Raw genomic sequence first — 26,346 nt, forward strand, 5'->3', positions numbered from 1 at the left:
CTTCTGATGCCGGATGGTTCACCACTGCATCCTATTTCTGTGCCGTGACGCAAAGCCAGTTTTTTCTTTTGTGTATCTGAATATTTTGAAAACCCGCCTGCTCTAAAAACGCTTTCAGTTGGCTGTCCTTGTAGATGGTCATGCCATCGATGATCTGCGTCCATTTGTCGTCTTTTGTCGTTTCGCCGTTTGCTTCATTGCAGATGAAAAAGGCCCCGCCGGGCTTCAGCACCCGATAGACCTCTCTGAAATTCTGTGCAAGCTCCGGCCAGAAATAGACCGTTTCAAAGGCGGTCACTACTTCAAACTGCTCCGCTTCAAACGGCAGCTCTGTCACGCTTGCCTGCTGCACGTTGCACCGTCCTGCCGCAATGGCTCTGGCATTGACTTTTCGCGCTTTTTCCACGCTGACGGCTGAGTAGTCGATGCCCTGCACCCTGCCTTTGGGACACAGTTTCAACAGCGTTTTAATGTTCGCTCCACCGCCGCAGCCGCAGTCCAGCACCATGGCATCCTGGGCAGGCTGTAAAAAGCGCAGCCCCCATTCTGCCATTGCGCTGTGTCCAAAGTTCATCATAGCAACCATGATTTTCCCGCCAAGGCCTACGGGCTTTCGGGTGTTTTCAAAAAAGGACATATCACACCTCCGATTTCACACATTCGGCATAGGTCAGCGGAAAGGACGCTTTCAGCACAGCGCTTTTTCGCACCCTCCACCCGTTCTGCCGCAGAAAACTCAGATACTCCTCGCTCGTCCACCTGCTATGCAGAGGGAAGCCTGCCAATCTCATAAAATAGGCCTTGATCCTTCCTCTAAGTGAATTTTCCGCGTGAGTAAAGGTTGGCGCGATCAACACACCATCGTCCTTCAGCACCCGTTTGATTTCTCGCAGTGATTTCTCTGGCTGCGGCACGATGTGCAATGCGTTGGATACGATCACCACATCAAATGAATTGCCTGCGTATGGCAGAGAAAACATATCCTGCACGGAAAAGTGCAGCTTCGCAGAGCAATTTCCCCGCCTGGCCTCTGTAATCATTTCCGGAGAAGCATCCGTCGCCTCGATGTGTGCCGCCGCATTTACGATATGCCTGGCGATCAGCCCCGTTCCAGCAGCCAGCTCCAGCACTGTTTTGTCTTTCACGACCGGCCGGATCAGCTCATACATTTTCTCGTATACTGCCCTGTCTTTTCGCATAAAGCGGTCATACAGACCTGCATTTCTGTCCCAGAAATTCTTGTGTTCTCGCATTGCTGTCTCTCCTTTTGTGGTTAGATTCATCTAACCAGCACGCGCGCATTGATAAGTTAGATTCGGCTAACTCACATATTTAGGAAAAGCCGCATTTCTGCGGCCTTTCGGCTTATACAAATAGCTTGCTGCAAGCATCACACATCTGTATTTTCAGCCACTGAGGATAACGCCTCTCGATCTACTCCTTATGGAAACAGCCAAAATCTATTTTCACACCATTGCGGTGACTTTTGCCTTCTTATCCATATTATATCGTGCTCACTTCTTTTTTGCAATGGTATAGTATCTCTATTTTGTCATTTCCAAACGCAGAGCACGATTAGATTTTCTTCGCAATCGTAGACAGCTCCGAAATAATGCTCAGAAGATCATTTTTGACTTCCTCTTTGCTTGGCTCGCTGCCCATCAGAGGATAATCCGTGCTGACATGGAGGATGCAGGACAGTTCGAGATTGAATTATGTCGGCGATAAGGGAACCTGACAGTCCTGGGCTTTTGCGAAGCAACCGCATCCTTTGCCCGGATGATTTTAATCTGCATTTCCGCAGATGGTTCCGATACTCTGATATTCCTGCTCATGGCCACACCTCCAATGGATCACGATATTCATAATCCTTTTTCCGGTTCAGATAGCCCAGTTGTTCCAATCGGATAGCAGCTGCTGATCTCGAAACATCAAAGACACCACAGAAAGTATCTATTTTAACCTGATCCTTGTCATAAAAACGCCATCCGTAACAGGTCAGAGGCTCCGAGTACCTGCTGGGAAGCAGCGGCACCTATGTCGTAGAAGCTCATGAAAAAGGCGGCGCAAAAGCAGCGAAAGATATTGAAGAACTGGTCACCGAAGTGACCGGTATGTTCGCTGGCAGCGAATTAAGCGAAGATGCCATCGAAGGAGCTTATAAAGCGTAAACGCTGCGGTTCCAGAGACCCTTTTGAAATTGCAAGGCAGCTTGGTATCAATGTCATGCTTTGCAAAAATTTTGGTTCCCTGAAGGGAATGTACCGGGTGATTAAGCGAAATCGCTTTATTTTCCTGAATAACAGTCTGGATGAAAATATGCTGCGCATCGTGTGCGCACATGAATTAGGGCATGACCAGCTTCACCGGAATATGGCGAAACCCACCCCAATTCATGAGTTCATGCTCTACGACATGAAATCCAAACCGGAATATGAAGCCATCATCGTAGCAGCGGAGATCTTGATGGACAGCGATGAAGTCCTTCGCTACATCTATGAATATGGATACACAGCCGAACAGATCGCCAGCGCGATGTCCACTGACATCAATCTGGTTGCGCTGAAGGTAGCACACTTGGCTACACTTGGCTATAATCTGCACGCACCGGAACATAAGAGCAACTTTTTGAAATAATGTACATTTGAGGAGCCTGGACTGTCTCCTCTTTTTTTGTTGCGAATTGTGCAGGCGGTGCTTGCACAATTATCAGCCTAACATCTGCATGTGATAGAGCTTCACTTTTTCCTCAAACGGCAGTCCAGGATCAGTGCCGACTTCTTCCCACATCACACCATACGGTGCACCGCCATCTGTATATCCTGCGATAAAAGCAAAACGATCATCGCAGTCCTCATACAGTTCTGCCAGCCGTTCCCTCTCTTTCGCTTCCCGCTCCATTCTCCGCTGCCGGAGCCGCTGTTCTTCAGCCCGTTTAATCTGGTCGAGCTGCTCCTGTGTATAGTTGACCCCCAGCTCCTGCAAATCTTTCGCGGCAGTCACAGCATCCACATGAAAGCGTTCCTGGTAATGCTTGTTCATCTTTTTCGGTGAGCCGGTATAGGTGAGCAGCCACTGCTTACCTTTTCGGAGGCGTGCTTCCTTTCGCTCAGCCTTCGTCATTTTCTTTTTCTTTGCCATTTGCGGAATTTCCCGGATTTTTTGCTGATGATTTTGGTTTACGCTTTTTCGGTGCTGTCAGCTCATAGCTCAAAGAAAGCAGGTCCTTGATGGCATCATCCAGCTCCGGTTTGCCGAGCTGAATACTGAGCCACTTTTCCTTGTTCATGTGATAGGCCGGAAAATAGCCATCCTGCCCACGAAGAGAGCCGATCAGCAGCGGATCACTTTTCACATTAAGGACATCAATGATGCCTGCTTCCGGCAGTCCCAACTTATCAGCTGATACTTCCAGAACCACACCATACCATTTGTTATTGTCGTTGTGCCGCAGCACAGCATTCCAGTCATGCCAGGGGTATTCCGGCTCTGTGCCGTACTGCTGGCGTATCCATGTAAATAATTCTTGTCGTGTCATAATTCTTTTCCGTTACTGAGCAGTTCTTTTTCTTTATGTCGTTCCTTCTCCTCAATCAAACAAGATCAACTTGTATTTTTCTCACCTAAGGGGTGATTAAGATAACAATATCTTTTTGAAATTATAATAAATTTTTCTAGGCAAATCTGGATTGTTATAGAATCTTGAAATTTCTTCATAAGCATCTTTTAAAAGAGCGGGCGTATATTTTTTGTTATTAACTTTTGTATAAGGGCCATCAGACTCAATCAAAATACGCTCTAAAGGCAATAAATGATAATTTTCCTTTTTACTGCCTTTTACCATGTTAGTGTTAATCGAAAAATAGCAACCCAAATCCACCAACCTTAACATATCATCACAATCTCCTGTATACCAATGTATGATTGTCTTTTTGGGGTAGTATTTTTCTAAAATACGAACTGCATCCTTCTCTGCTTTTTTAATATGTATTGTCATAAGCTTATTTTCCGATGCACAAATCTCTACAATTTGCTCAAAATATTTTAATTGTAATGGCTTACTCATATATGATTTTTGCGAATAATCCAATCCAATCTCACCAACATAATTTGTTGACGATATAAGCCTCATGAAATCTTTTATTTCTCTTCCGCCTAATGTCGTTTCTTGTGGATGAAAGCCTATGGCAAATTTCAAATACTTTGTTTCTGGGATTAAATTTTTACATGACAAAAAAATCCCAGGCGAATTTGTTACGCAAATTGTATATTGTTCCAGTTCTGTAATGGTTTTAGCAATTTCAAAATAATTTCTATAATGGTCCAAATGAAAATGTGTATCTATCAAATTCATCATTACATATACGCTTCCATATCCGAGTCTTTTGAAAAGTATTCAATCAAATCATCCATGCCCTGTCTGTAAACTCTCTTAAAAGACTGAATCTCGTCATTCTCAAGCTTCCCCGTACAACGGATTAATCGCTCGATATCTTTTTCCGAAAGTCCCTTGTATCTATGAATACTGCTCAAAACCGCAAATAAATCTGCCGATTTGTCTCTATCTGCCTGCGTTTTAAGGAATTCTGATGCCTTTAGGATGTCATCTGTTTCTAATTCAACATCTTGCAGAGAGCCCTTCCGAATAATGCACGGATAACAAAATCCACAGTTTACCGGATATTCTCTGGAACCCACACGGTTGTACCTAGACACACATGGGTGAGAACATGAAATGGTATCTTTATAACCTCGTTTGAATGCTTCTGTTCCAGAAACCAAATTAACGATTTCTCGCTTTGTTTTGAAGGCGAAGAAATTGAGAATACGATTTTGAATTCCAACACTTGCAATCAACTTGTTAAGACCATTCAAAAAGTAAGGATGCGTTGTTCTCGTGCTACAGGATCCTTTTCTGCTGTTTGTAAGAGCTACATTCAATCCAATAAATCCATTCTCAGGTATATATACTGGGATATGTTCTCCCATAATGCCTGCTATAGAAATTGCCGCACATAAAAACAATAAAGACCGCCCTCTGGAAGTATTTTCACTTTTCCGCAGCCGCTCCCCATCTAAACTGAATGGAGCTCTTGCTCCTGCTGTGAACCCAAGAAACAGCGATTTTTGTACTGGATAGCATTCATTGAAATTATTGCAAAATCGTTCTTGGATATACCGAAGTTTGGGATATTCATTATGACCAACTAATACTGGAGAATGCCCCTCTTGCAATAGCTTGATCGCCCCACAATAGGAATCCAAACCACCCGAAAACAGGCTAACGCAATCACAGCCAGACACATCTATATGTTTTCTATTACTGCTCTTATGGGTACCATATTCTGTCGTAGCCTGTCTAAAAGAAATTTTCCATTCATCACCTGTTAAAAACGAAAGGATTTTATTCCACTGAGCCTCACAATTATTCCATTTATCCATTTCTAAAACCGGAATGGAAACTTCTATTTGGCGTGTCCAAGAATCCGAAAATAAATTCCGAGCTATTCTTTTATCTAAAGCAAATACGCTAAGCCCTATTACAAATAAATCCTCATAAATAGGAACCATTTTTTGACAGCCCAGATGGTACCATATGCTTGGCAATCCAGAATATATAGTGCTACTGGAATCTCTATTTAAGGTAAGGATGTACGAATCTTTCCATTCGACATCTGGGTCTGCATCATTTTCTTTTTTTATCCAAAATTTCATTTGTGTGCCTCCCCATAGAAGCGAACGCATACATCGTATGCTTCTTTCAAAGTTCTTTGAACAATACTTGCTGCACTGATATTGCCAAGATCAATTTGTTCCAGTTCTGTGCTATGTAGCGACGCATAGAGTTCATCAGCTATGTAAGAATGCATTTCATCCAGTATTTCAAATTTTTCACTACTAGTACGCCCTTTTCCTATTTTTTCATCAAAATTCAAGTCAAAACTTATCAGTACAAAGGAAATCACCATTTCCTTTAGAAGAATATCTAAATCTACACTTCCCAATTGTTCTACAGAATCTATTTGCAGATTTTCAAGTGCTTGTGATAATGAATCCGCCGCTAGTGAGTCTTCTATCGATGCGGAATCATTCGTAAACTGATATAACAGTTCTTGCAAAATTTCATCGGAAGATTTTCCTATTAAATCAGATCGGCCAAAATTGACTAAGCTGTGCTCAAGTCCATATTTTCTGATATCTTGCGCTAACGCTATGACATTGCCAGCAGCACTGGCAAAAGAAGCGCCGCCAACCGCTGCTCTCGAATTCATCGCTTCGCCAAATTTTTGAATTACATTTGCTCTTGAATCAGAGTCTCTATTTCTTAGAAATCCTGATACCGCTCTTTTTGCTTTGCTCCATTCTGGCTTTGTTGGAGGAATATATCCTTTAGAAGTTCCCATTCTTATTTTCCCTCTTTTATTGTTTCTATCAGCTTTTGCTCAATAAGCCCCGCCTTTTCCCACGTAGCTATAAGATTGTCCACTTTCATCTTATCTGCTGATCGCATTTCTTTAATGGCAGACGCACTTTTAATGGTTATCTTCTTTGAATAGCTTTCCAAGGCATTGCAAATTTTGTCTCTATATGCTTCAAAACCAACAAAAAGGCTTCTTATGATGTAGAATTCAATTTCTCCTTTTTGAATTTTAGGAATAACGACCTCAAAAACCATTGATTGATCAATTGCACTCAACTTTGTCATGTCTTGTACAATTTGAGGTATCAATCCACGTGTTGCCTTACCTATCCGTTCCAAAATATCCTTAACCGCCGCTGAAAGCGTTGATACATCTACATCCGCTTTCTTCAGCGATTCTCTAGTTAAATAGAAGTATCGATCCAAACGAATTTTTCCCAAATCCTTGGGTTCAGATTCAACCCAGTTAATTATTGTCGGCACATTCCAGGCCTTATATTTTTCATTCTCACTATCACCTGATTCTATGCTCTCAAACATAGCCTTAAAATCTTCATTCTCCGTTGTGAATTTCTTATTCCATTCATTCAGCTGTATAAATAAATCCCCATCGAGTTTTTGAAGGACAAGCAGTTTTGCCAGCACTCGTGTGTCAAGAGCATCTTCATCAGTGCCAAAGTACAACTCAGCCAATTTCTTTTTGGTTATATATGTGTTCAAAAATCTCTTTGCCTGCCTAGGATTCCCTTTTAAGTTCCCGGCAATTATTCTTTTGATGCCAGCAATGATATCGGCTGTCTCCTCAAACTCCTGTTTATCGTTTTTATTAATGTAGTCTATCGCTATTGTTTTTATTTTCTGTACATCAATAACATCATTCGATATGAGCAATTTTTCTTCCTTAATCTTTTTGAGAAACTCCTTAAATTGGTCTATGTTGCAGTATTCTTGAACGACTAATAACATCAGATAGTTCTCTATATCCTTCGAGGATAGCTCAGGAATATAAATTGGCAATTGAATGATTTTTTCAATGTATTCCTTGTCCAAGTTGACAGTATAATTTTCAATCGGCGGATACTTTTTTCTTATAGCATATTGGATGACGTTTTCATCTGCAGCAATGATAAAAGTCATTTTCTCTACGGACAAAAAGAGCTTAATAGCTTCCAAAGTTTCTATAATTCGATCTGGTTGGCATCTGTCCAAGTCATCAATTAAAACAATAACGTTTTCAATGCCATCATCTTTAAGAGTTTCTTTGAAGTCTTTTCTGAATTTTCTAACATTATTGACAATGCTGTTCGTATCGTCGCTTTCTTCATCCTTCAAATAGTCGTCACGAATAGATTGCATAGCATTCGCTACGTTTTTGATTCCATCACCAACCTCCTCAGCTTTTCCAGAAACACTCAGCAAAAGAGGAATGGGATTTCCAGTGGCGACTGATGCAATCATAGGTGCACCTACAGATGCTGCTTTTGTTGCCAACTTAAAAAAGTCAAGCTTTTTCAACAGCTTTGACACGCCATCCTTAACCTGAGATGGAATATCTTGATGTTCTTTGATTTCGCGCAATAATGCCTCCATCAAAGCTATTTTGGCATCTTCATACCCTTCAAAAGTCCACGCATTAATGTTGATACACAGAGTTTTTCCCTTTTTTTCAGAGTCCGCATCTATTTTCTGTTCTATCAACTTCAAAAGGGTTGACTTTCCTGCTCCCCAGACACCGAATACACCGATAGTGAGCGGTTTGTAACTTGGGTTCTTGGAAATATCAGCAATAACATTTGCATATGGTTCATAAAATAAAATATCTACTTCTGAGGCGTTATCCAACCACATTTTCAAATCCCTCCAGTATTTACTCTACCCCCAACGCCTTAAACACCGCATCTTCCGCGCTGCTGTAGAAAATCAAATTAAAACTGCCCACCAGCTCCGGCGGGACGGTGCCAAGGTCTGCTGCGCTGGTAATCGGAAGCAGCACTTTCTTTGCTCCGCTATCGAGACACACCTGCAAACTATTGGCAAGCTCGTCCACCTTCAGAATCGTGCCGCTAATACTGATTTCTCCCAGCACGGCAAGTGTACTGACCGTAGGCCGTCCAAGAGCGATGCTGCATAGTGCAATCAATGTAGGCAATGCCAGCTTTCCGGTCATGCCAATGCCCTGTAAATCCTGATAGTTGATGATGTAATCCCGCATCGTGGTGCTGATGCTGCCACTGATACGATTTCCGTTAGCTTTCAGGAAATTGAACGCCGTATTCGTGGATTCCTTGCAGTCACGGTCGCTGCCAAGGCCAGTGCGCTCAAATTTTCCGTTGCCGGGCAGCATCTGGCTCTCAAGGCGGAATACGCCGATCATACCGGACTTGCCCTGACTTACAGTATATACCTGTCCCGGATTGCAGATGCCATCGGGGATGAGCTTTCCACCGCCCTGTTCTGGCACGGAAACAAATTTTTCTTCAAAGGTATCAAGGTCGATATAGCTGAAGTTCACATCATAGAACTCCATTCCACCCAGCTTTTTCAGCTGCTCTTTGACACGACGGCGCATTTCCAGCGCAAATACAAGAATTTCTTCAATCTGTTCCTTCGTGAACTCCCCATCCGGATACAGCAATTTCACATAGCCGCCTACAATCTTGCGGACAGCAATCGTATCGCGCTGGTTCAGGTTCTTTCCAAGGCGGAAATACTTATCCAACGCATCACCATACTGTTCCTTCCGCAGTTCTCGGATAAACTCTGCCAAATAATCCGTGATAAAGCCGTAGTCGTTTGTAAAATGCTCCGGACGGAACTTCGGAATCTCCCAGCCTGGAATGTAGCAATGCAGACGGTCAAGAAAGGCGGTGTCCGTTCCCATCTCCGGCGGGAACGGGTCAAATAGAGAGGAAGTCTTGAGCAACACATCCACGCTCTGATTAATGTTTCCTACAAAGACCATAGATGCCGATGCTGCCTTTTCCTCTTTGCCACGGGCAAAGGAGCCGGAAGCCATATAGTCCTTCATAATCTGAATGCCGTCTTTGTCCTTAAACTTGATTCCGGCGACCTCATCAAAGGCAACGCAGTCCCATAGGCCTACCAAACCTACGGTTTTGCGCCCCATATTGTAAAACAGATTTGCAACGGTCGTCTGACCACCGGATACCAGGATACTGTTCGGGCTGATTTCTTTATAGATATGGGACTTTCCTGTGCTGCGCGGCCCCAACTCACAGAGATTGAAGTTGTTCTCCACCAACGGCAGCATACGCGCAAGCAGCAGCCACTTTTCCCGATTGTTCAACTGTTCTGGCTCATATCCGCAGGAACGCAGCATAACATCCATCCACTCTTCCTGTGTGAATGCCTTGCGTCCCTCTCGAACTTCTTCAATGTCGATATGGGGCATCTGAATCGGAGTCAGCTTATGGATGCTGATGGGAGAGATGTCCTTCTGCTTTTTCTGTTTAGAGGAAATCGGCTGTCCATCTATATCCGTGATTCCAAAGCTGCTGTCTCCCTCGGATTCATATTCCAGCTGCACGATGCACCAGATACCGCCGCAAAGCAGCCGGTCATATTTTTCCGGATAATCATCTGTAATCGGCACATTGGTGAGGCCAAGGTTAGAGAACTCTGCAAAAAAGCAATCCTTTTTGATGTCGAGATGTACTGTCACCATATCAATAATGGTATGGCTCCCGTTCTTGCGCAGTTGTGAGAGAATTTTCTGAGCCTCATCCGGGCGGACAAAATTATCTGCCAGAATGCGTTTTACATTCTGAACGCCCTGCTCAATGATTGTCTCATCGTCTGAACTACAATACTGACCCAGCAGGAACTCCAGCACATAGACCGGAACATTCGCTCCTTCTTTTATTTTCTTTGTCAGGTCTTTGCGGACGATCCGACCGTCAAAGTTGCTGCGCAGCTTCCGGCGCAGTTCTTCACGGGTATCATCTGCCGCCATATCCATCATTTCCATACGGAATTCCTGCCTCCTCTATATCAGAATCCGAATCCAAAGTCATCTGCAAAGGCAATGTCCATGATGACAGGCTGCCTCCACTGCTCCAGACCGCTTTCTTCGTCGTAAACCACAAGGTAATATTGCTTGTTCTTGTCGTATTTCTTATTCTTGAATGTGAACCGCATCCGGAAGATACGCTTCTGCGCATTTTCCTCACGACTGTCCGCCACATAACTGTTTTCGTTCGAGATTTTCTCATTGTCTTCCGAGAGGAAGAAAATGCGGTATTTTGCAGCTTTTACAGTATCGCTAACGGCATCCGACTGAATAAAGTCCATGGACGTGATCAGGTTCGTAATCTTATGGACGATGCTGACCAGAGCAATCTCTGCATTCTTTGTTTCCATGTGACCGCGCTCCATCTTAAACTCCAGCACCGGCACCAGCATTTCCTGCGGTGAGGAACCGCCATGCACATAGTTAGCACCGCCTCCGGCCACCTTAAAGACATTGCTGCTGACTGGATAGGACACCACCTTGCTGTCCTCATTCCCCAGAACGCGTCCCATGCTCATATGGTCGATGCCGTCATCTTCCAGTGCCGCCTTAGACACAATAAATCTGCGATTGACAAATGCTTTGTCCGCACTTTTCCCGGAAATCTTGTCACTTTCTGTCAGCTTATCACGCTTGTAAATAAAGCCATGATCGGCAGTGACGATAAAATGATAGGTGTTGCCGCTGACGGAGATTCGATGAATCAAATCCACAATTTCCTGAACGGCTTCCTCACACGCATTAAACACCTCATCCTCGGTATTTGCCTTGTCTCCACGCGCGTCGATCTGATTATGGTATACATAGATGATCTGACGTTTTGTCAGAACATCTCGTAGCTCTGCCACTTTCAGATTTTTGATATCATCGAACTGTACACAGACACTATCCGGGTTATAGCTTTGCAGCACCTGCTGCCGACCTGCCAGATTATCGCAAAGGATACCATCTACCAGCACCTGGAAGTCATCCGTCATCTCCAGTGTTTTATGCGGTAAAAGTGCTGCCATACCGAGCCTTGTATAAGACGGCAGGACACTTAGTTGTACGGAAAGTTTTGCCGTGCATTTCGGGTCATCCTGCATTCGGGCAAACAATTCCTGTCCGACCTCGTAACGCATGGCATCCGAAATGATGACCACGGTGCGTTCCTTGGTATAGCGCAGGTTGGCATTGTAAAACTCCCGCTGCAACGGAATTGCCGAAAATGCGGCATCCTGCTGGATTCCAGCATTCCATGCTGGGAGCAGACAAGCCAGATATTCGTTCGTGTAGATATTTTCCACCAGCTCCCGAAGCGGCTCAAAGCTTTCCGTGCTCTCCAGCTGGTCGTAATAATAGTAGAATTTCCGATACTGCTGATCCATATTGTAATCCGCAGCAAGATATCGGTCGATGATTGGCTTTAAGCCATCTGCGGCATGGTAATCCGCTTCCTTCACCATGCTGTATGCACTGGAAAGCATCTGATAGGTTTTCCCGGTCTTTCTGCCAAAGTGCATTTTAGCCCGCTTTTCACAGAGTTCCGGAATGCTAAATCCGTTTACGATTGCACCGATATCTTCCGAAACAAGTCTGCCAATGAGCCACTTTACCAGCACCTGATCCACGGCAAGGAAAGTGTCGCACTCCACCAAATCGTCCACTCGCATTCCTGCAAATGCCGAAAGAACATTCAACCCTTTGGCAACGTGCGCCGACAGAGCGTCGTATTTGTCCCGGTACAGGACGCTGTTCATCAGGCTATCGAGAAATGCGATGATATTGCCGGACTTGTAGGAGACAAAGCTCTTCCATGCTGCCGGAAGCTCTGCCTGCACATATCGCCCAGTATAGGTAACGAACAATGTTACCAAAAGCCGTTCCAAACTCGGCTTTATATCAGTGTATCCGAAATGCTGCTCACAGAGCTGCCAGAATGCAGTCAGCAGATCGTATTTTTCAAACTCCTGCAAGAAAGCATTGTCCACCAGCTCGCCATCCGTCAACACGATGCGCACGACTTCCTCAAAAGAGCAGGTACGCGCCTTGCAGACTGCACTCAACAGACCGACAAGGATATTTTCTTCATTAAAATTTTCGATTTCCAAATCATAAAACCGCTGAGTACGTTCTTTATTGGCGAAAAACTTGATGTGCTTCTCAATAACCGGCTTGTACTTTTCCTCAATACCCAGGTCAACCGACAGCAGGGAGGCACGGTCAGCAAAGAACCGTCTGGAATACAGCATTGTGTCTTCCAGATGGTTGTCCCTTACATCCGGCTTCGGAAACGGTGCATAGATCAGATAATTCGTGGTCTTATCTACACGCTCCAGAAAATACTTTGTATAGAACTGGTTATCCGGCTGGAGATGGTAGATCTTCGCATTCTGAAGCTCCACCGTCTCCATATCCTCGGAAAATTCTGCCTTGTCATCGTACCAGAAAACCAGTTTCCGGGTATCCCCGGTAAATTCCGCATTCAGGCGGTCTATAATTTGTTTCAGGTTCAATTCTGCCATATCAATTTCCTTTACTTGATAGATTCCGCCCTTTGGGGAATATCATACAGGCAGTTACGCCTTGATCCGTTTATTGCCTGTGATGCTGCTAATATAATCGTCAATATCCTGCACGATACAATGATCCCCCATTGTGTGCAGTGATTCAAAATACTTTGTGATATACCCATAGATGCCATACTCTTCAAAAGTCTTTGCTACATCTGCACCGGAAAGCCCTTTGAAATGACGGTACCGCTCCATGCAATAAATCAAAAAATTGGATTCTTTGCTCATCACTCACGCCTCCTCCGGGTAATCATAGGAGCCTGTCAGAAGTTCATCTTGATACATGGTATACAGCGTCATCGGGCTGTAATGCCACAATTTCGATTTTTCATCCGAAAGCTCCTGATAGAGCTTGGACTGATAAAAGCGGGAAATCGCTTTTTCATCATCCACATTGCTGTTTTTTGTAATCTGTTCGATGATGGGCGGCACAATGATTGCAAGCATTGCGCTGAACTGATCTTCATTCATACAAGCTCCCTCCCTTCAAAATGCAGGTATTGCAGAGACTTCTCAGTTGCAAACACCAGCTGGTTGAACAATTTCCGAATCTTGAGTGCCGCCAGTGTTTGTTCCTTATCCAACACTCCGGTCATATACAGGGTAATGGTGCGGTACACATCATCATTTGCCACAGCACCATAAATCAGGTCATGCTGCTTTCCCTGATAGGTTCCCTGACGGTTCTCAGCTACAAAATCCAGCCATGCTTCATCTGGGCTATCAAAGCGCAGTAAGCTGCACTCCTTGAAAGCCACAGCTTCCTCTACGGAATAAATATTGAGCGTAGCGGCTCCTGTTTTGCGGAGGTCAGTGACCTTTTGAGCGAAGTTCACTGCCTGATCGCGGTTAGTGGTGGTGTAAAATCCAAAACCGAAGTCCAGATAGCGATTTTGCCGGATAAGTTTCGGCTGTTCTACGATAACATTGCTTCCGTGGTACAAAATCATTGCAAACGCCTCCTGTTCCTCTTATTTCTTTTCTTTCACCATGATGTTCTTGCTGTCCGCCAGCACCTCATAGAACTTGCCGTCCTGCGCAGTCTGGAGCTTGCGGTAGTTGACCTTTACGCCGTTATCGAGATCAAGCTCGATACGGGAAAGTGCCAGATGACTGATCTTCTCATCGTATTCCCGGCATTCCTTCAGCTGCTTGGCAAGTTTATCCTTACGCTTGGAGGCTGCTGCCACCTCACGGGCATTCCCGCTGTGATCCATCATATCCTGCATCCGGTTGATCTCGGATTCATACACACGCTGCATCTTATGCAGGTAGTCGATACGCAGGTTGCCGATGGTATCCGGTGTATAGCGATGCAGGTAAACCAGTGCCTTAAAGCCGTTCTGCTTGCCGCTGTCAAACAGCCAGTAGATCGGACGCTTACCGGAGCCAGTGACAGAGTAAGTCTGGCAGTGATCCTTGAAGAAGTCGTTCAAGAAGTAATTGCGGATGATCTCCCGGCTGGTGCTGCCCTTATTGCCGAGGGCTTTTGCGATATAGTCAAGGTTTGCTTCCAGCGTATCAGCACCGTACACTGCTTTCAGCCATGCACACAGGCGCGATACAATATCATCGTCCAGATATTCTTCATCAGTGATAGGGATAACATTGTCAGCATCCGGAATATAGCTTTGGTATTTGCTGCTATCCCACTCTCCGCCTGCATAGGCAAGCCCTTCCACATCCAGCGAGTAACGGCCAAACATACAGCCTACGGCATAGCTCAGCAGGCTCTTGATGTCCCGCTGCAAGTCGGCCTTACGCACCGTCACATCTTTATCTTCCACTTCCGGGGTCAGTTCATCCTGCAAACCGTAAATGTCAATAAAAACGCGGTTCAGCTCTTCCTCATTGGCTTTCAGCTGGTTAAAACGGTCGTCACATTCTGACTGCCACTGGGTAAAGGCTTCAGAAATCGTGGAAACATTGCGGAGCAATGGGTGCTTCTTAAAATCCCAAGAATTTTCAAAAGAATCCCAATCATTCTTGCATAAATCCACATTAGCTACTGATAGTATATTTATTTGATTGTTTTCGACCTTTTCTTGCACTATTGGCAATGCTCCGATATTTCCAGATTGAAATGACATGGTAGGATTAAGAATATGTAAGAAATAATCTCCAACCACCGAATTTATCAACGCAAGAACATAATTGTAATCTTTTTTCGGCATAAAACAGCTTGAACCCTTATCGTCAAAAAGATGTCCTTCTTCGGAACTCCTACAAGAAATCATTCCCGTAGTTAATGTAGCCCATGTGATTGATTTTTGAAAATATAAGCGTTCGCTTCGTACACTTGCTATTTTACGACCTTGTTTAGTCGCATTTTTTATTGCATATCCATCATTTTCCCAGAGTACTACATAGTCATTCAAGCCATACCATTTTCGGAATCCACCGCCCTTATTATATGGGAACCATTTTTTCTCAGACTTTTGTGCTTTCTCAGAATTAGGGTAACCAATTCCTATCTTAGAATATTCAACTTCATTCCATAGTCTCAAAAAACGATCATTGTCTCCTGTTGTCATTCCAGCTTTTGCTTCACCAATATCTGATACAGGTGGATATTTTTCAAATGCTAAAAACATAGCATTGTTCACCCAATACGCCACCGGAGAGCCGGGGATTTTGGAGAAGTTGGACTGGTCTGCCGCATAGCGATTCTCACCGGCAAGGAACATATCCTCTTTCCCTTGTTGCGTGGTCGGCTCAATCAGGCGGCAATACTCACCTTTATAGTCCGCAATATGGCTTTTGCGGATAACAAACGATGTGGTCTGCACCACTTCGCCACCGATTTCTTCAAAGGCTCTTGCACCCAGATGCGCCATATTGACAATATCGGTATGCAGCAATTTTCCACGCAGTTTTTCAAAGCTGGACAGGAACATCCAGCTATGCTGGGTGATCATTGCCTGATAGCCGTTGTCGGCGGTCATGGCACGGCAGCGCTCAATAAAGACAGCAAATAGGTCGGCTTTGCTGTCGGGGTAATTTTTCTTGACAAAGTTGTTGACATTGGCGCTGAGGTTGCTGGTTCCGGCATACGGCGGATTCGCGCAGGTAACCCAATACTTTCGTGCCATTGTCTCGCCAATATCAATGAGCCGGTTCAGCTGCTCGGCGGTATCTTCCACGCCCACGCTGTCCATGCTGATCTGCCCTGCGGTATCCTCCGCTGCCACAAACCGGCGCAGCAAATCCCAGTTATAGCTCTCCACATTCAGGATAGAGCCATACTCCTTGGCATCGGTCAGGGTATCCAGCAGGCCTTCCAGCTGCATCTTGGCGGCGTTCTTTTCGATATCGTCCATCCCTGCACCGAAATATTTCAGGTGCGCACGGTTGACGCTGTTGCTCTCCTGAATGGCATAGACATGACAGGTGTTTTCTCCGTTTAAGATACGACGGTTGTACTGCCGTGCTTTCATCATCACGGCAAAATACGCCAGCTGATAGGCACGGTCATCTATATCCAGACCGTAGATGTTATGTTCCAGAATGCTCTTTGCAGCATCACGCTGGCTGTAACCGGCACTCTCGTAAATCTGCATCAGCACATCAAAGGCGTATACGAGAATATGACCGGAACCCATGCAGGGGTCGATGAGCTTGATGTCTTCCGGATTCAGGGCAGCGTACTCTTTACGAATTTCCGCCAGTTTTGCCTGCACCTCCGACTCCTGCGGTGCCTCTTCCAGATAGTATTTCCAGTTTTCTTTCAGGCCGCAGTCCGGGTGCCCTTCCACCCACAGACGGCCAAGGCTGTTTTCCACCATGTAACGAACGATCCAGTCTGGGGTAAACAGCTGGGTCACGGCAGGGATTTCCTCTTTGGTGATCTTGCCGTTCTTTGCAAAGGCAGCAGCCTTCGGCTCGGTATTGTAATACTGGTACAGCCAGCCGATGATCTCCACCTGACCACCGCGCTCGATGTTGAAGTCATCCTCCGGGATATCGTGGATCAGATGATAAACCACGCCATCCTGGTCAATGACGGACAGGCTGAGCAGCAGCTCGGTGTAGTTCTTTGTCTTTTCAAACAGATCCGGCAGAATCTCGTTCAAGGCGTTGCACTGCTTCAGGAACAGGATACGGAACACCTCGTCCAGCTTGTTGTCCTGCTTCAGCTGGAAAATCAGAGCTTCTTCCTCCGCAGTAAAGGGCAGCTCTGCGTCAAACGGCGTTGTGACCAGATCCGGCTCCAGCTTTCCGCTCTCGGAAGAAAGCACCCTGATATGGGAAGGCAGATAGTCATTTACCTCCATGAAACGGATGGCGATCAGGCGGTTAAACCATGTATAGGCAACCTCCTCGATCACATACTGATATGCGGTTTTGTAGTCGGTATCCTTTTCCTTCTGCTGGATGACCTCTATCAGCTTGTCACGCTGGCGCACGGCCTCACCGGAAATCGAATACGGTTCTGCGGTGCCGATATCGAAGAACTGAGTGCCGCCGAAGCTCTGCGGCAGCGGCTTGGCAATGCCGTCCTCCGTAATACCGATCAGGCGGGCATCATAGCTAACATCTGCAATCAGCTTATTCCGCGCCCAAATCGCAAAATTCTTTATGGCTGTCTTGTTCATGGAGCCAATCCTCCTGTCATTTATAGTTCAATGTTGACGATTGTATCTTCGTCCATCTCTTTCAGCAGATTTTCACGCAATGCGGCAAGGTATTTATCAACGTCGTCCTTACTCTCCAACCGCCACGATGCAGTCTTGGCAACCGTCTTGATGGAAACATTCTTCGTGGTGCGCACCTTATATACCGGCTGCGGTTCTGCGACCTTTTCTGCCGGTTTCACGGTCTCGCCGCGTTTTTTCGCCTCTTCTTCCTGACGCTTGCGCTCTGCCTCGGCCTTTGCCGCAGCTTCCTGCACAAGACGGATATCCTCTGCGTTCATCTCATTGAGCAGGCGCAGCTTCAGTGCTTCCGCCTTATCTGCATAACTACGCAGAGTGGAGACATTGTTGCAGTGCTCCGCACCGTCCATGATCTCCTTAAACAGTTCCAGATAACGGTTGAACTTCGCATCCTTATAGGACTTGGTGTTCAGCACTTCAAAGACACGGTTCCGATCCTGATTGATGGAATCCTTGACCGGCTCTGCCTGCTCTTCCAGAATGCGCATATAGCAGTTCATAAACTTCTCGCGCAGCTCCGGCAGCTTCGGAATCTCCTTATAGGGCTTCGCCATCCGGACGATGGTGCGCATCTTAGCCACCACGTCTTCCAGTTCTGCATCCACGATGTAGGTCTTGCTGTCCTCGTAGATATTCAGCATATCCAGCGCACGGGTGAAGATGGTCAGCTGCTCACTGCCAAAGAAATCACGGATAGGCTCATAGTCCTCGCCAAAATCCATCAGATCGTCCTGCTCGTCAAATACAGTCTTAAAGAATTCCAGCGGTGCCTGAATCTGCACCAGTGCGGAAAGCCGCTTCTTGCCCTTTTCCAGAAGTTCCTTTCCTGGATAGGCGTAATTCTCATATTTCGGTTCCAGCCGCTCAATCTCAGTGATCCGATTCTCGCAGTAGTGCTGGAAGTTCTTCATGATGGTATCTTCGTCATCGGCAGGCGGTGCCACCTTGAACAGCTCTTTCATCACGGTGCGGACGACCTTTTTCTGGTTTTCCGGCACACGGACGCGCACTTCCGTCAGCAGCTTATCCACGAACTGCTTCTTCGTGATGTAGCCGATGATTTCTTCCTCGGAACGGTTGTTCAGATTGACGCTCTCACCATTGACCGTAAAGGACAGATCTCCACGCTTAAAGAGACGTGCCACCAGCCAATGGATGTCATCTTCCACAAAGCCATAGGGTGCTTTCATAAAGCGATCCTTGATCGTTTTCATAGAAGTTTTCATGTGCATCCGGGAGTTACCTGCCACGAATTGCAGCACATCATCCAGCGCGTGAACATTGGATTCTCCGGTATCTCCCAGTGCCAGCGACAGCTGATTGCTGGTCTTGAACATCTTCCGGATGTCTGCTTCGCCCATCGCTGCGTCAATGTAGGACAGCTTGTGATAAACCGTCTGCACCAGTCTGCCGATAGCCTCATTGATGCGGCTGGTCACTTCCTTGCCGGAAGTGTGCAGCACATCGCCATTGACATAGATGGTAGCCTCTTTCAGTGCTTCCGTCAGGTAAAGCTTGGCGTTACCGTTGCGTTCCCGCATCTCCACACGCTTTGCTTCCTTAATGGTCTCATACTTGGCAAGCTGCACAGAAGTATTCTTACGCAGGAACCGCTCAATTTTTAAGTATGCACGCATTTCCGTCAGGAACGCATCGTCATTCGGCAGAACCACAAGGACTTCCTTGCCCTGGCCGGAGAGAAGGCGCAGCGTACCATCATCGGTGCCGCCCTCATACCACGGGGTCAGTACACGGAGGCCGATATCGTAATTCTGGTTTGCCTTATAGGGGCGGTCATCCACTGTCTGATTGAAGGAGAACGCATACCGTCCGCCAAAGCTGGGGTATTGATACTTCTTGCTGGAGAAAATGTCCTCATAGATCAGCTCCGCAATCTTCGTGATGACCTCCGGCATCTCCACATTTTCTTTTTCGATTTCGTTGTTGATCTCCTGTTCCTCATCGGTCAGGAACACATAGATGGAGCCATTCTTCTGAATCAGCATCTGGCGCATCAGCACTTTCAGTGCATCCTCCACCTGTGCTTTCAGAGAGATACGATCATCGTCAATGCTGGTAATCATCAGGCTGACGATGTTGTCCACGTTGGCTTCGATCTCCAAAACATATTTAATCAGGAAAAGGGTCTTCAACACATTGATAGCAAAGACATCTTTTTCCTTCTTTTCCGGGTTGATGTAACTGTTATCATACGCGCGGATGATCACACTGCTGTGGCTGTGGTCGAGGAAGTTTTCCAAAGCATCATAAAACCGATAGAACGGCACGATGGCTCCCATCTCATCGTCCATCAGCTGCATGGCAGATTCTTTGAACAGGGCCAGCATGGAGCGTTCACCTTCGGACAGGTGTTTACCGGATGCACCGTGGGTACGGATGCTGGTCAGCACACTTGCCAACAGATTGAACTGATATGGGACAAAAGGATAAACCTCTGCAAAATCTTCCGCGTTGGCGTACAGTTTTTTCTCCACACCGTCGTTGAATACAATCAGATTTTTGATGATGGTTGCTTTCTGGTCATAGAGCAGACGCAGGCTCTGTGCTGCTGTCTCAGTTTTATCCAGAATACGCTTTTTGATAACAGCATCCACATTGGCAGAGGACAGCGAAAGGCGTGTATCGAAACGTCCCTGAATCTTGGAGAAGTCGTTACCCTTCACCTTGGTAATGGAGTCGATGTCCTGCTGGCTCGTTACGATGACCCAAGCCTTACCCATGCACTCCTTGCCCAGTTCTTCTGTCACTGTCTGGAGGTTCAGCATCAGCTTGGAATCATCACCAATGTACTGACCGATCTCATCCACCAGGAAAACCACATGGTGGTTGTTACCTTTTTTATCAATATAGGACTTTACACGCTTGGCAAAATCCTCAATGCTGATCTGGTAGCTCTCGGTTGCTTTCTCGCACCAGTTACGGGCAGCTGATTCGCTCATGAAATCTATGTCAGAAAGAACATCGACAACGGAATCCTGAATGAAATCGAAGTCCTGACGAGAGCTTTCCCACGGATCGCCATACTCCTCTTCAAACTTTTCCTTAAACTCTTCAAAACGACCTTCCTCGGAAAGCCTGCGCTCCAGGTCAGCAAGGTGCGGCATGGAACCGCAGAAGCCCTGCATCTCATTGAAAACTTTCAGGAATACGTTCACAATGGCATCTTTATTTTCTTTGCCATTAGAATCGCTTTTGGAATCAATGTTGAAAAGAATTACGTCCGATGGGGTGTTTGCTGCCAGCTGCATATCTGCCAGCACCATCTGATTGGTAATCTTCTGATCTTCGATAATGTAGTCGATGGCATGTTTGTCTCCGACCTGTTTATTCTGAAGCAGATAGGACAGAATTTTCAGGAAATGAGATTTACCACTTCCAAAGAAGCCGGAAATCCAGACACCCATTTTCGGTGTGGTTCCCTGAATACCTTTTTTATATGCTGCAAAGAAATCTGCAAAATGACGCTGAAGCTCACGGGTCACAACATACTCTTCCAGCTCCTGCGCTACATTCGTTTCTTCACCCTGACCAACAATGATAACGCCCTGTATCTCACGGTCAATTTTCTTTCGGAACATGTCCTTGATCTGCATAACAGTTTCCTCCATCCATTACTTTACCAGTCGGAATGCCCGGTAATAATTATCGTCTTTAATCTCATTGAAGAGAATCAGCTCCTGCTCATTATAGGTTCCCGGAAAGAACATCACGACCGGGCAGCGCACAAACGCCTGATGTAAATTGTTAAGCACCTTGTGGGAACGCAGAATCGGATAGCACTTGCCGATACCGGTCAGGAACACAACTGCATTCTCCGGCGTATGTTCTTTGATATATTGCACGATTAAGCTGTCATCGTCATTTATCTTCATGGAGTTGGTCAGTGCCTTGACGATACGCTCGATTCCTCGCTTTTTTTCAAAGTCATAGCACTTTTCCATGAAGTTCTTCTTTTCCAAAAAGTCAATGATGATATCATACAGGTCAAAGACCACAAGCTCAAAATCATCATCGCCCCGGTCGTTCTTATTTTTCAGGTACTCTACGCGCTCCCGAACCTCCAGTTCCTTTTCCGGTGGATAATCAAACACCCAATAGTTGACCTCATTTGCGCGGCCTGTTCCTTTTCGGAAAAACGGCTTATGGATTGCAAGCTCCATCTCGTCCAGTCTTTGGCTTAAATGGCCCAGGCCACCCTCTCTTTCTCCTGCGGAGAAATTCACCTTGTCCATTTCATCTTACCCCCGTCAGTGTTTTTACCATGATGCCAAGATCATGGTCATAAAGCCAATGCTCAAATGCAATATCAAGAATTGGCTTCAGTATTTTTCTTGTGCTGTTTGCCCGGTTGCTTTCTAAAAGTCCTGCTTCATAAAGCTGTGTCTTATAGCAGGAACCGAGACGGCGCAGCGTATAGTCTTGAAGAGAAGCCACTTTCTCACTCTGTTCCTGTTTATTTTTGAAAAATATCCGGATATCTGCATCCGTCAGCTCATCGGAACCAAGAATCATTTTTTCCCGCACTACTTCATACACAAAATCAAAGAATAGCGTGTCATGCAAAAGAGCCGCAGTCAGCACAAATAGTTTTTGTGTAGCAAGATCACTGCTCAAAAAGATTAGGTAAAAGCTTTCATCTAATGTCTTGATACGGGCTGTTACGGTAGAATAAATCTGCTGCGCTCGTAGTTTTGTCGGTGCGCCATAGATGTTTGTCTCTTCATTCAACTTTTTAATGTCTGCAAAGCTCTTACCCTCGCTCAAAAGCTGCACGGTTTTCCGAAATTCCATGAACCAGAACGAAAATTTCACTGCTCCTGCACTATACGGTTTTCTTTCCATCTTCGTTCTCTCCATTTCCGGATTTTGTTTTAATATATCTGCCGCTTTTGATTCTGGCATCCTTCGGCTTTTCGGCGTTAATAGGAATGACCCACTGATGGCCTAAACGCTCGGCACCATCAATTCGCCCTTCCGTGCATAATGTCTGTACTCTCCTTGTGCAGATGCCCCATTTTTCAGAAGCCTGCTTAATCGTCATGAAATCCATACGGAACCTCTTTTTCGATGTCTAAAGTCACTCGCAGCAAGTTAAAATTTCTCATTTATATTCTACTCCAAGAAACGAATAAAATCAATCGAAAGTTCTTCCAAAAAACCGGAGTGAATCATCACCCCGGCTTCAAAAAACATTTACTTGTGCTTGCGGTCTCCACGCTTTTTGTAGTCCTCGTCTATACGCTTTTTCCAGTCTGCGCTCAGCGGGGCACTGCACCGGACAGAGCTGATTGCTTCGCTGACCACTTCATAATTCAACGCAGTTCCTTCGCTGTCGCACTGATAGTTGACTGCACGATCTGCACCGATTCCGAACTGGCTTGCGGTCTCTACTGCGTCAATATTGGCACCGAGGAACAAAAACTCCCAACCGTATTTCGCTTTCTGCCGCTCGATCATCTGCTTTACTTTTTCGCTGTTGTACCGACGGCTGGCATTTTCCATTCCGTCCGTAGTGATTACAAACATAGTGTGTTCCGGGACATCTTCTGGTCGTGCGTACTTATGAACATTTCCAATGTGATGAATCGCACCGCCGATGGTGTCCCGTTCTAATCCGCTCATGGAACCGCTGCGGTCTAAGATAAAAACGAGCTCTGTTAAATTCTTTCTCATATGCTTGTCCTCCCAAAATCTCGCCCTTGCGGGCTCGCTGTTGCGGTATTCGCCAAGGTTTCGAGCAAGCTCGAACTTTGGCTCATTACACGCGCATATGGCTGCTCGGTTTCGTACCTTACAGCCATAGTATAGCGATTTTCTTTTGTAGGGTGGTCGCATGGAAAGCGACATTTCTTTGTCCTTATGCTCCGATCAGGCTCTGGTCAAAGGCAAACAGTGCCTCGTTGATTTCATACACATTGTAGTTTCCTCGTTCGACAAAATATTCTACAATGATGTCGAATTTGCTCGAATGGGAAAGGGTAAAGCCTGCCTTGCCGAGCATCTCCTGCATCTGGGCAAGCGGCAATTCCAAAGCCAGGGCAAATGCCAGCACCGTAGGTTTGGATGGCTTGTAGAATTTATCCGAACGGATCTTCGAGAAGAGCTTCCGGTCAATGTTTGCCTTCTTGTAGCACTGGGCATCCGTCATGCCGCTTTCGTCAATCTTCCACAGCAGCATTTCCGAAAAACTCTCATCAATCTGTCCCAGTGCCTCTTCCAAGGATTGACTGCTGCAAGATTTACAGATTGCTTCGGACGGCAGCGGGGCAGGTGCAGCTTCAAAGCAGGATTCCTCTGACAATGCTTCGAGCCGCCGCCTCTGTTCTGCCCGTCTGTCGGTATGTTCCTCCACATACCGGTCATCTATGTACGCCGCGATATCAGCAAAAAGTTTTCCGCTAATCTGATATGCCTTCCGATCAAAGCTAACGATGTAAACCATCATCTCATTCTCCAGCAGGAATGTGCCGATGGTATCGACTGCAACCTTCAGAGCCTGGTCTTTCGGATAGCCGTAAATGCCGGAGGAAATCAGCGGAAAGGCCACCGACTGACAGCCATTTTCTTTTGCCAGGTTCAAAGATGTCCGATAACAGGATTCCAGAAGCTCCTGTTCCCGATGTTTGCCATCCCTCCAACGCGGTCCAACTGCATGGATCACATATTTGCAGGGCAAGTGGTATCCCTTTGTGATTTTTGCGCTGCCTGTCTCGCAGCCATGCAGCGTACTGCACTCTGCAAGCAGCTCCGGTCCGGCAGCACGATGAATGCAGCCGTCCACACCACCACCGCCCAAAAGAGACGTGTTGGCAGCATTGACGATTGCGTCAACGCTCATTTTTGTAATATCGTTTCTGATAATCTGTAAGGGCATTGCTTATTCCTCCCTCTTCTGCACATCGTTAAACATGCTTTTTTTGCAATTCTCGAATCAACATTTCAACCTGTGCCCCTGTAAGAAACGGTGTTTTGATTGTCGATGCCCAATAAAAATTCCGCTTCAAAATTGTTTTTATTTCATTCGGAGAAAGCGCAGGCAACGCCTTGACATCCCCATTAAATTTTTCCGGCACAATCATTCTGACACTATGATATTTTTCATCAGCCACTTCTGTCGGCGTGTCTGTGACAATCTGTCCAACCGCAATAATTCCTCTTCCTTTGGAATAAAAAAGAGCATAGTCATCTTTGCGAAAGCTGTCGATATACCGTTTGGCATCCCCATATGCCGCTATTTTGTTTCCGAGAATCATCTCGGATTCATTTGTATCTGAATACGAGATATTCGTATCAAACATGATTCCTTTACACGCAGAAAACTTCAAACGATTATTTTCTATTTCTGTCAGAAACTTCACCCAGTATAAAACATTCTCCGGAATGATATGAGACTTATCCGGATTGATCGCAAATTCATAGATAACCGTTGGATCTGCTGCTTTCACATTTGAATATTTCTGTGCATTCTGAACGTTTCCTTCTGTTGTAAGCAAATACACTTCACCATTCAGGCTGGAATAGTCATCTGTATTGAGATCAACATCACCCTTCTTTACCTGAATGTAAATATGCTTTCGGTTCAGGTCATTTGGATCAACCAAAACGCACTCATACTTTGGCGTAGCAATTTTATTTGTCGATGGAATGCAAACGTAGCCTTTCGTATCATACAGCCACAGCGCAAGTAAATCCTCAACATCTTCCGGCTGAAGCAGGCTGTAAAAATGCTTCTCGCATAACGAGAGGGCTGGATCGGGATAATTGAATAGATCCAGCGCTGAATCGTGGACACGGTTATACAACATCTGACTGTATTCTTCCACTCCATTTTTCTTAATTCTCTGGATGGTTGAACCCATAATAAATGATGTTGCCACAGCACCAGGAACGGATTCTTCATCTGCCTTATCTGTAGCTGGATACCAATCTATATTGGTCAACTGATTCGCTGCATCCATCTGTACTGCATCCTCGCGAAACACCCATGTACTGTTCGCCTTAACTCTCGCAATATAGTATTTCCCTTCATTTCTTGAGCGCATCCATAGGAGATCTCCTTCTTTCACATCCTCTACCATGCGGCATACACTGTCGAATGATTTGTACTGCGTTCTTGCCAGATTACAGTAATCCAAAAATGTATGTATCCCAGAACGTTCTGCCTGGGTTAATTCACGCAGACTCCATCCCATTGCTGCTACATGATTTTTCAAGCAATAGTCGGCAACATTTGTGCCTCCTGTATTCACCTGTAATCTCCATACTGCCATCTTGTCTTCCTCTTTCTTTTTGCATTTAGAACTTTCTCATCATTCGCTTTAATATTATTATATATCGTCCACACATAGAGTTACAGATGCAATGTACATTATTTTGCACATTTCCGATTTGGTCTTGCGGTACTCTGCATAGGAGCTTTTCTTTCGTTCCAGGAGCATCGCATACTCTGCGTTCAGCTCGCTGATGCGTGGATGCTTTTTGTCAGAGCCGTTCTCTTTCTTATAAGCATCGAACGCCTTTTTCACTGCGCTGTTGAAAAATGCCATAAATGTGTACCTCCTTGTACGATGCGCCCTTGCAGACGGATGAATAGTGAATGTCCCCTTGCATGTGCACCTGCAAATGGGTCAAAAATAGGCTTCGCCTATTCAACTCCCCTACCCCTCA

The 26,346-nt window shown here is 45.7% G+C and carries 23 protein-coding genes; 1 reads left to right on the top strand and 22 read right to left on the bottom strand.

The window, feature by feature from the left end; genetic code table 11:
- Nucleotides 1-31 precede the first annotated feature (31 nt).
- Together DW826_RS13125 and DW826_RS13130 are read right to left on the bottom strand one after the other, a co-directional pair.
- Nucleotides 32-637, bottom strand: coding sequence for a class I SAM-dependent methyltransferase (locus tag DW826_RS13125; RefSeq protein ID WP_117552952.1), 606 nt, complete (start codon nt 635-637; stop codon nt 32-34).
- A gap of 1 nt (nt 638) precedes the next feature.
- Nucleotides 639-1,253 carry a class I SAM-dependent methyltransferase gene (locus tag DW826_RS13130; RefSeq protein WP_117552953.1) on the bottom strand — a complete coding sequence of 205 codons (615 nt, stop codon included), beginning with the start codon at nt 1,251-1,253 and terminating at the stop codon, nt 639-641.
- 889 nt (nt 1,254-2,142) lie between these two features.
- On the opposite strand from DW826_RS13130, the gene DW826_RS13150 reads away from it, so the two are divergent.
- On the top strand, nt 2,143-2,637 hold the full coding sequence (locus DW826_RS13150; RefSeq protein WP_117552954.1) for an ImmA/IrrE family metallo-endopeptidase: 495 nt from the start codon (nt 2,143-2,145) through the stop codon (nt 2,635-2,637).
- Nucleotides 2,638-2,709: 72 nt separating this feature from the next.
- On the opposite strand, the gene DW826_RS13155 is transcribed toward DW826_RS13150, so the two are convergent.
- From DW826_RS13155 to DW826_RS13250, 20 genes are all read right to left on the bottom strand, one after another.
- Nucleotides 2,710-3,141: a hypothetical protein gene (locus DW826_RS13155; RefSeq protein ID WP_117552955.1), complete on the bottom strand. Its 432-nt coding sequence runs from the start codon at nt 3,139-3,141 to the stop codon at nt 2,710-2,712.
- On the bottom strand, nt 3,110-3,538 hold the full coding sequence (locus tag DW826_RS13160; RefSeq protein ID WP_117552956.1) for an MmcQ/YjbR family DNA-binding protein: 429 nt from the start codon (nt 3,536-3,538) through the stop codon (nt 3,110-3,112). The genes DW826_RS13155 and DW826_RS13160 overlap by 32 nt, the downstream gene beginning before the upstream one ends.
- A gap of 96 nt (nt 3,539-3,634) precedes the next feature.
- Entirely contained in the window at nt 3,635-4,357 is a 723-nt protein-coding gene (locus tag DW826_RS13165; RefSeq protein WP_117552957.1) for a TatD family hydrolase, read from the bottom strand.
- Nucleotides 4,357-5,715, bottom strand: a complete 1,359-nt coding sequence (gene qatC / locus DW826_RS13170) for a Qat anti-phage system QueC-like protein QatC (RefSeq protein ID WP_117552958.1) — start codon at nt 5,713-5,715, stop codon at nt 4,357-4,359. Before qatC ends, DW826_RS13165 begins: the two co-directional genes overlap by 1 nt.
- Nucleotides 5,712-6,404: a hypothetical protein gene (locus tag DW826_RS13175; RefSeq protein WP_117552959.1), complete on the bottom strand. Its 693-nt coding sequence runs from the start codon at nt 6,402-6,404 to the stop codon at nt 5,712-5,714. The genes qatC and DW826_RS13175 overlap by 4 nt, the downstream gene beginning before the upstream one ends.
- A gap of 2 nt (nt 6,405-6,406) precedes the next feature.
- Nucleotides 6,407-8,269: a P-loop NTPase fold protein gene (locus DW826_RS13180; RefSeq protein WP_117552960.1), complete on the bottom strand. Its 1,863-nt coding sequence runs from the start codon at nt 8,267-8,269 to the stop codon at nt 6,407-6,409.
- A gap of 19 nt (nt 8,270-8,288) precedes the next feature.
- Nucleotides 8,289-10,409 carry a protease Lon-related BREX system protein BrxL gene (gene brxL / locus DW826_RS13185; RefSeq protein WP_101871397.1) on the bottom strand — a complete coding sequence of 707 codons (2,121 nt, stop codon included), beginning with the start codon at nt 10,407-10,409 and terminating at the stop codon, nt 8,289-8,291.
- 23 nt (nt 10,410-10,432) lie between these two features.
- A complete protein-coding gene (pglZ, locus tag DW826_RS13190; protein WP_117552961.1) occupies nt 10,433-12,955 on the bottom strand; it encodes a BREX-1 system phosphatase PglZ type A in 2,523 nt (840 codons plus the stop codon).
- A gap of 54 nt (nt 12,956-13,009) precedes the next feature.
- Nucleotides 13,010-13,231 carry a DUF3791 domain-containing protein gene (locus DW826_RS13195; RefSeq protein WP_013274273.1) on the bottom strand — a complete coding sequence of 74 codons (222 nt, stop codon included), beginning with the start codon at nt 13,229-13,231 and terminating at the stop codon, nt 13,010-13,012.
- Between the two features lie 3 nt (nt 13,232-13,234).
- Complete coding sequence (locus tag DW826_RS13200; RefSeq protein WP_005539002.1) at nt 13,235-13,474, bottom strand: hypothetical protein; 240 nt, start codon at nt 13,472-13,474, stop codon at nt 13,235-13,237.
- Nucleotides 13,471-13,953, bottom strand: coding sequence for a DUF3990 domain-containing protein (locus DW826_RS13205; protein ID WP_117552962.1), 483 nt, complete (start codon nt 13,951-13,953; stop codon nt 13,471-13,473). Before DW826_RS13205 ends, DW826_RS13200 begins: the two co-directional genes overlap by 4 nt.
- 21 nt (nt 13,954-13,974) lie before the next feature.
- On the bottom strand, nt 13,975-17,598 hold the full coding sequence (gene pglX / locus DW826_RS13210) for a BREX-1 system adenine-specific DNA-methyltransferase PglX (RefSeq protein WP_117552963.1): 3,624 nt from the start codon (nt 17,596-17,598) through the stop codon (nt 13,975-13,977).
- Between the two features lie 20 nt (nt 17,599-17,618).
- On the bottom strand, nt 17,619-21,272 hold the full coding sequence (brxC, locus tag DW826_RS13215; RefSeq protein WP_117552964.1) for a BREX system P-loop protein BrxC: 3,654 nt from the start codon (nt 21,270-21,272) through the stop codon (nt 17,619-17,621).
- A gap of 18 nt (nt 21,273-21,290) precedes the next feature.
- Entirely contained in the window at nt 21,291-21,911 is a 621-nt protein-coding gene (locus DW826_RS13220) for a DUF1788 domain-containing protein (RefSeq protein ID WP_117552965.1), read from the bottom strand.
- A gap of 1 nt (nt 21,912) precedes the next feature.
- Nucleotides 21,913-22,521 (bottom strand): DUF1819 family protein, encoded by a 609-nt coding sequence (locus DW826_RS13225; protein WP_117552966.1) that lies wholly within the window; start codon nt 22,519-22,521, stop codon nt 21,913-21,915.
- The gene (locus DW826_RS13230; RefSeq protein WP_002576387.1) at nt 22,502-22,729 is read right to left on the bottom strand and encodes a helix-turn-helix domain-containing protein; all 228 of its coding nucleotides are present in this window, start codon (nt 22,727-22,729) and stop codon (nt 22,502-22,504) included. The genes DW826_RS13225 and DW826_RS13230 overlap by 20 nt, the downstream gene beginning before the upstream one ends.
- A 143-nt stretch (nt 22,730-22,872) precedes the next feature.
- Nucleotides 22,873-23,352 (bottom strand): hypothetical protein, encoded by a 480-nt coding sequence (locus DW826_RS13235; protein ID WP_117552967.1) that lies wholly within the window; start codon nt 23,350-23,352, stop codon nt 22,873-22,875.
- A gap of 184 nt (nt 23,353-23,536) precedes the next feature.
- Nucleotides 23,537-24,553: an O-acetyl-ADP-ribose deacetylase gene (locus tag DW826_RS13240; RefSeq protein WP_117552968.1), complete on the bottom strand. Its 1,017-nt coding sequence runs from the start codon at nt 24,551-24,553 to the stop codon at nt 23,537-23,539.
- A 28-nt stretch (nt 24,554-24,581) separates the two neighbouring features.
- A complete protein-coding gene (locus DW826_RS13245) occupies nt 24,582-25,949 on the bottom strand; it encodes a hypothetical protein (protein ID WP_181968070.1) in 1,368 nt (455 codons plus the stop codon).
- A 57-nt stretch (nt 25,950-26,006) separates the two neighbouring features.
- Nucleotides 26,007-26,225 carry a hypothetical protein gene (locus DW826_RS13250; protein WP_242994104.1) on the bottom strand — a complete coding sequence of 73 codons (219 nt, stop codon included), beginning with the start codon at nt 26,223-26,225 and terminating at the stop codon, nt 26,007-26,009.
- Between the last annotated feature and the right edge of the window lie 121 nt (nt 26,226-26,346).

Origin of the sequence: Clostridium sp. AM34-11AC (assembly GCF_003435375.1) — a bacterium.
Lineage (GTDB): Bacteria > Bacillota > Clostridia > Lachnospirales > Lachnospiraceae > Pilosibacter > Pilosibacter fragilis.

Bases quoted from the DNA above. Each gene is read 5' to 3' on its own strand.
- DW826_RS13165 (WP_117552957.1), bottom strand. From the start codon at position 4,357: ATGATGAATTTGATAGATACACATTTTCATTTGGACCATTATAGAAAT.
- qatC (WP_117552958.1), bottom strand. From the start codon at position 5,715: ATGAAATTTTGGATAAAAAAAGAAAATGATGCAGACCCAGATGTCGAA.
- brxL (WP_101871397.1), bottom strand. From the start codon at position 10,409: ATGGAAATGATGGATATGGCGGCAGATGATACCCGTGAAGAACTGCGC.
- DW826_RS13240 (WP_117552968.1), bottom strand. From the start codon at position 24,553: ATGCCCTTACAGATTATCAGAAACGATATTACAAAAATGAGCGTTGAC.
- DW826_RS13150 (WP_117552954.1), top strand. From the start codon at position 2,143: ATGCCATCGAAGGAGCTTATAAAGCGTAAACGCTGCGGTTCCAGAGAC.
- DW826_RS13230 (WP_002576387.1), bottom strand. From the start codon at position 22,729: ATGGATTTCATGACGATTAAGCAGGCTTCTGAAAAATGGGGCATCTGC.
- brxC (WP_117552964.1), bottom strand. From the start codon at position 21,272: ATGCAGATCAAGGACATGTTCCGAAAGAAAATTGACCGTGAGATACAG.
- DW826_RS13125 (WP_117552952.1), bottom strand. From the start codon at position 637: ATGTCCTTTTTTGAAAACACCCGAAAGCCCGTAGGCCTTGGCGGGAAA.
- DW826_RS13245 (WP_181968070.1), bottom strand. From the start codon at position 25,949: ATGGCAGTATGGAGATTACAGGTGAATACAGGAGGCACAAATGTTGCC.
- DW826_RS13180 (WP_117552960.1), bottom strand. From the start codon at position 8,269: ATGTGGTTGGATAACGCCTCAGAAGTAGATATTTTATTTTATGAACCA.
- DW826_RS13200 (WP_005539002.1), bottom strand. From the start codon at position 13,474: ATGAATGAAGATCAGTTCAGCGCAATGCTTGCAATCATTGTGCCGCCC.
- DW826_RS13130 (WP_117552953.1), bottom strand. From the start codon at position 1,253: ATGCGAGAACACAAGAATTTCTGGGACAGAAATGCAGGTCTGTATGAC.
- pglZ (WP_117552961.1), bottom strand. From the start codon at position 12,955: ATGGCAGAATTGAACCTGAAACAAATTATAGACCGCCTGAATGCGGAA.
- DW826_RS13205 (WP_117552962.1), bottom strand. From the start codon at position 13,953: ATGATTTTGTACCACGGAAGCAATGTTATCGTAGAACAGCCGAAACTT.
- DW826_RS13160 (WP_117552956.1), bottom strand. From the start codon at position 3,538: ATGACACGACAAGAATTATTTACATGGATACGCCAGCAGTACGGCACA.
- DW826_RS13225 (WP_117552966.1), bottom strand. From the start codon at position 22,521: ATGGAAAGAAAACCGTATAGTGCAGGAGCAGTGAAATTTTCGTTCTGG.
- DW826_RS13175 (WP_117552959.1), bottom strand. From the start codon at position 6,404: ATGGGAACTTCTAAAGGATATATTCCTCCAACAAAGCCAGAATGGAGC.
- DW826_RS13155 (WP_117552955.1), bottom strand. From the start codon at position 3,141: ATGGCAAAGAAAAAGAAAATGACGAAGGCTGAGCGAAAGGAAGCACGC.
- pglX (WP_117552963.1), bottom strand. From the start codon at position 17,598: ATGAACAAGACAGCCATAAAGAATTTTGCGATTTGGGCGCGGAATAAG.
- DW826_RS13235 (WP_117552967.1), bottom strand. From the start codon at position 23,352: ATGAGAAAGAATTTAACAGAGCTCGTTTTTATCTTAGACCGCAGCGGT.
- DW826_RS13195 (WP_013274273.1), bottom strand. From the start codon at position 13,231: ATGAGCAAAGAATCCAATTTTTTGATTTATTGCATGGAGCGGTACCGT.
- DW826_RS13220 (WP_117552965.1), bottom strand. From the start codon at position 21,911: ATGGACAAGGTGAATTTCTCCGCAGGAGAAAGAGAGGGTGGCCTGGGC.
- DW826_RS13250 (WP_242994104.1), bottom strand. From the start codon at position 26,225: ATGGCATTTTTCAACAGCGCAGTGAAAAAGGCGTTCGATGCTTATAAG.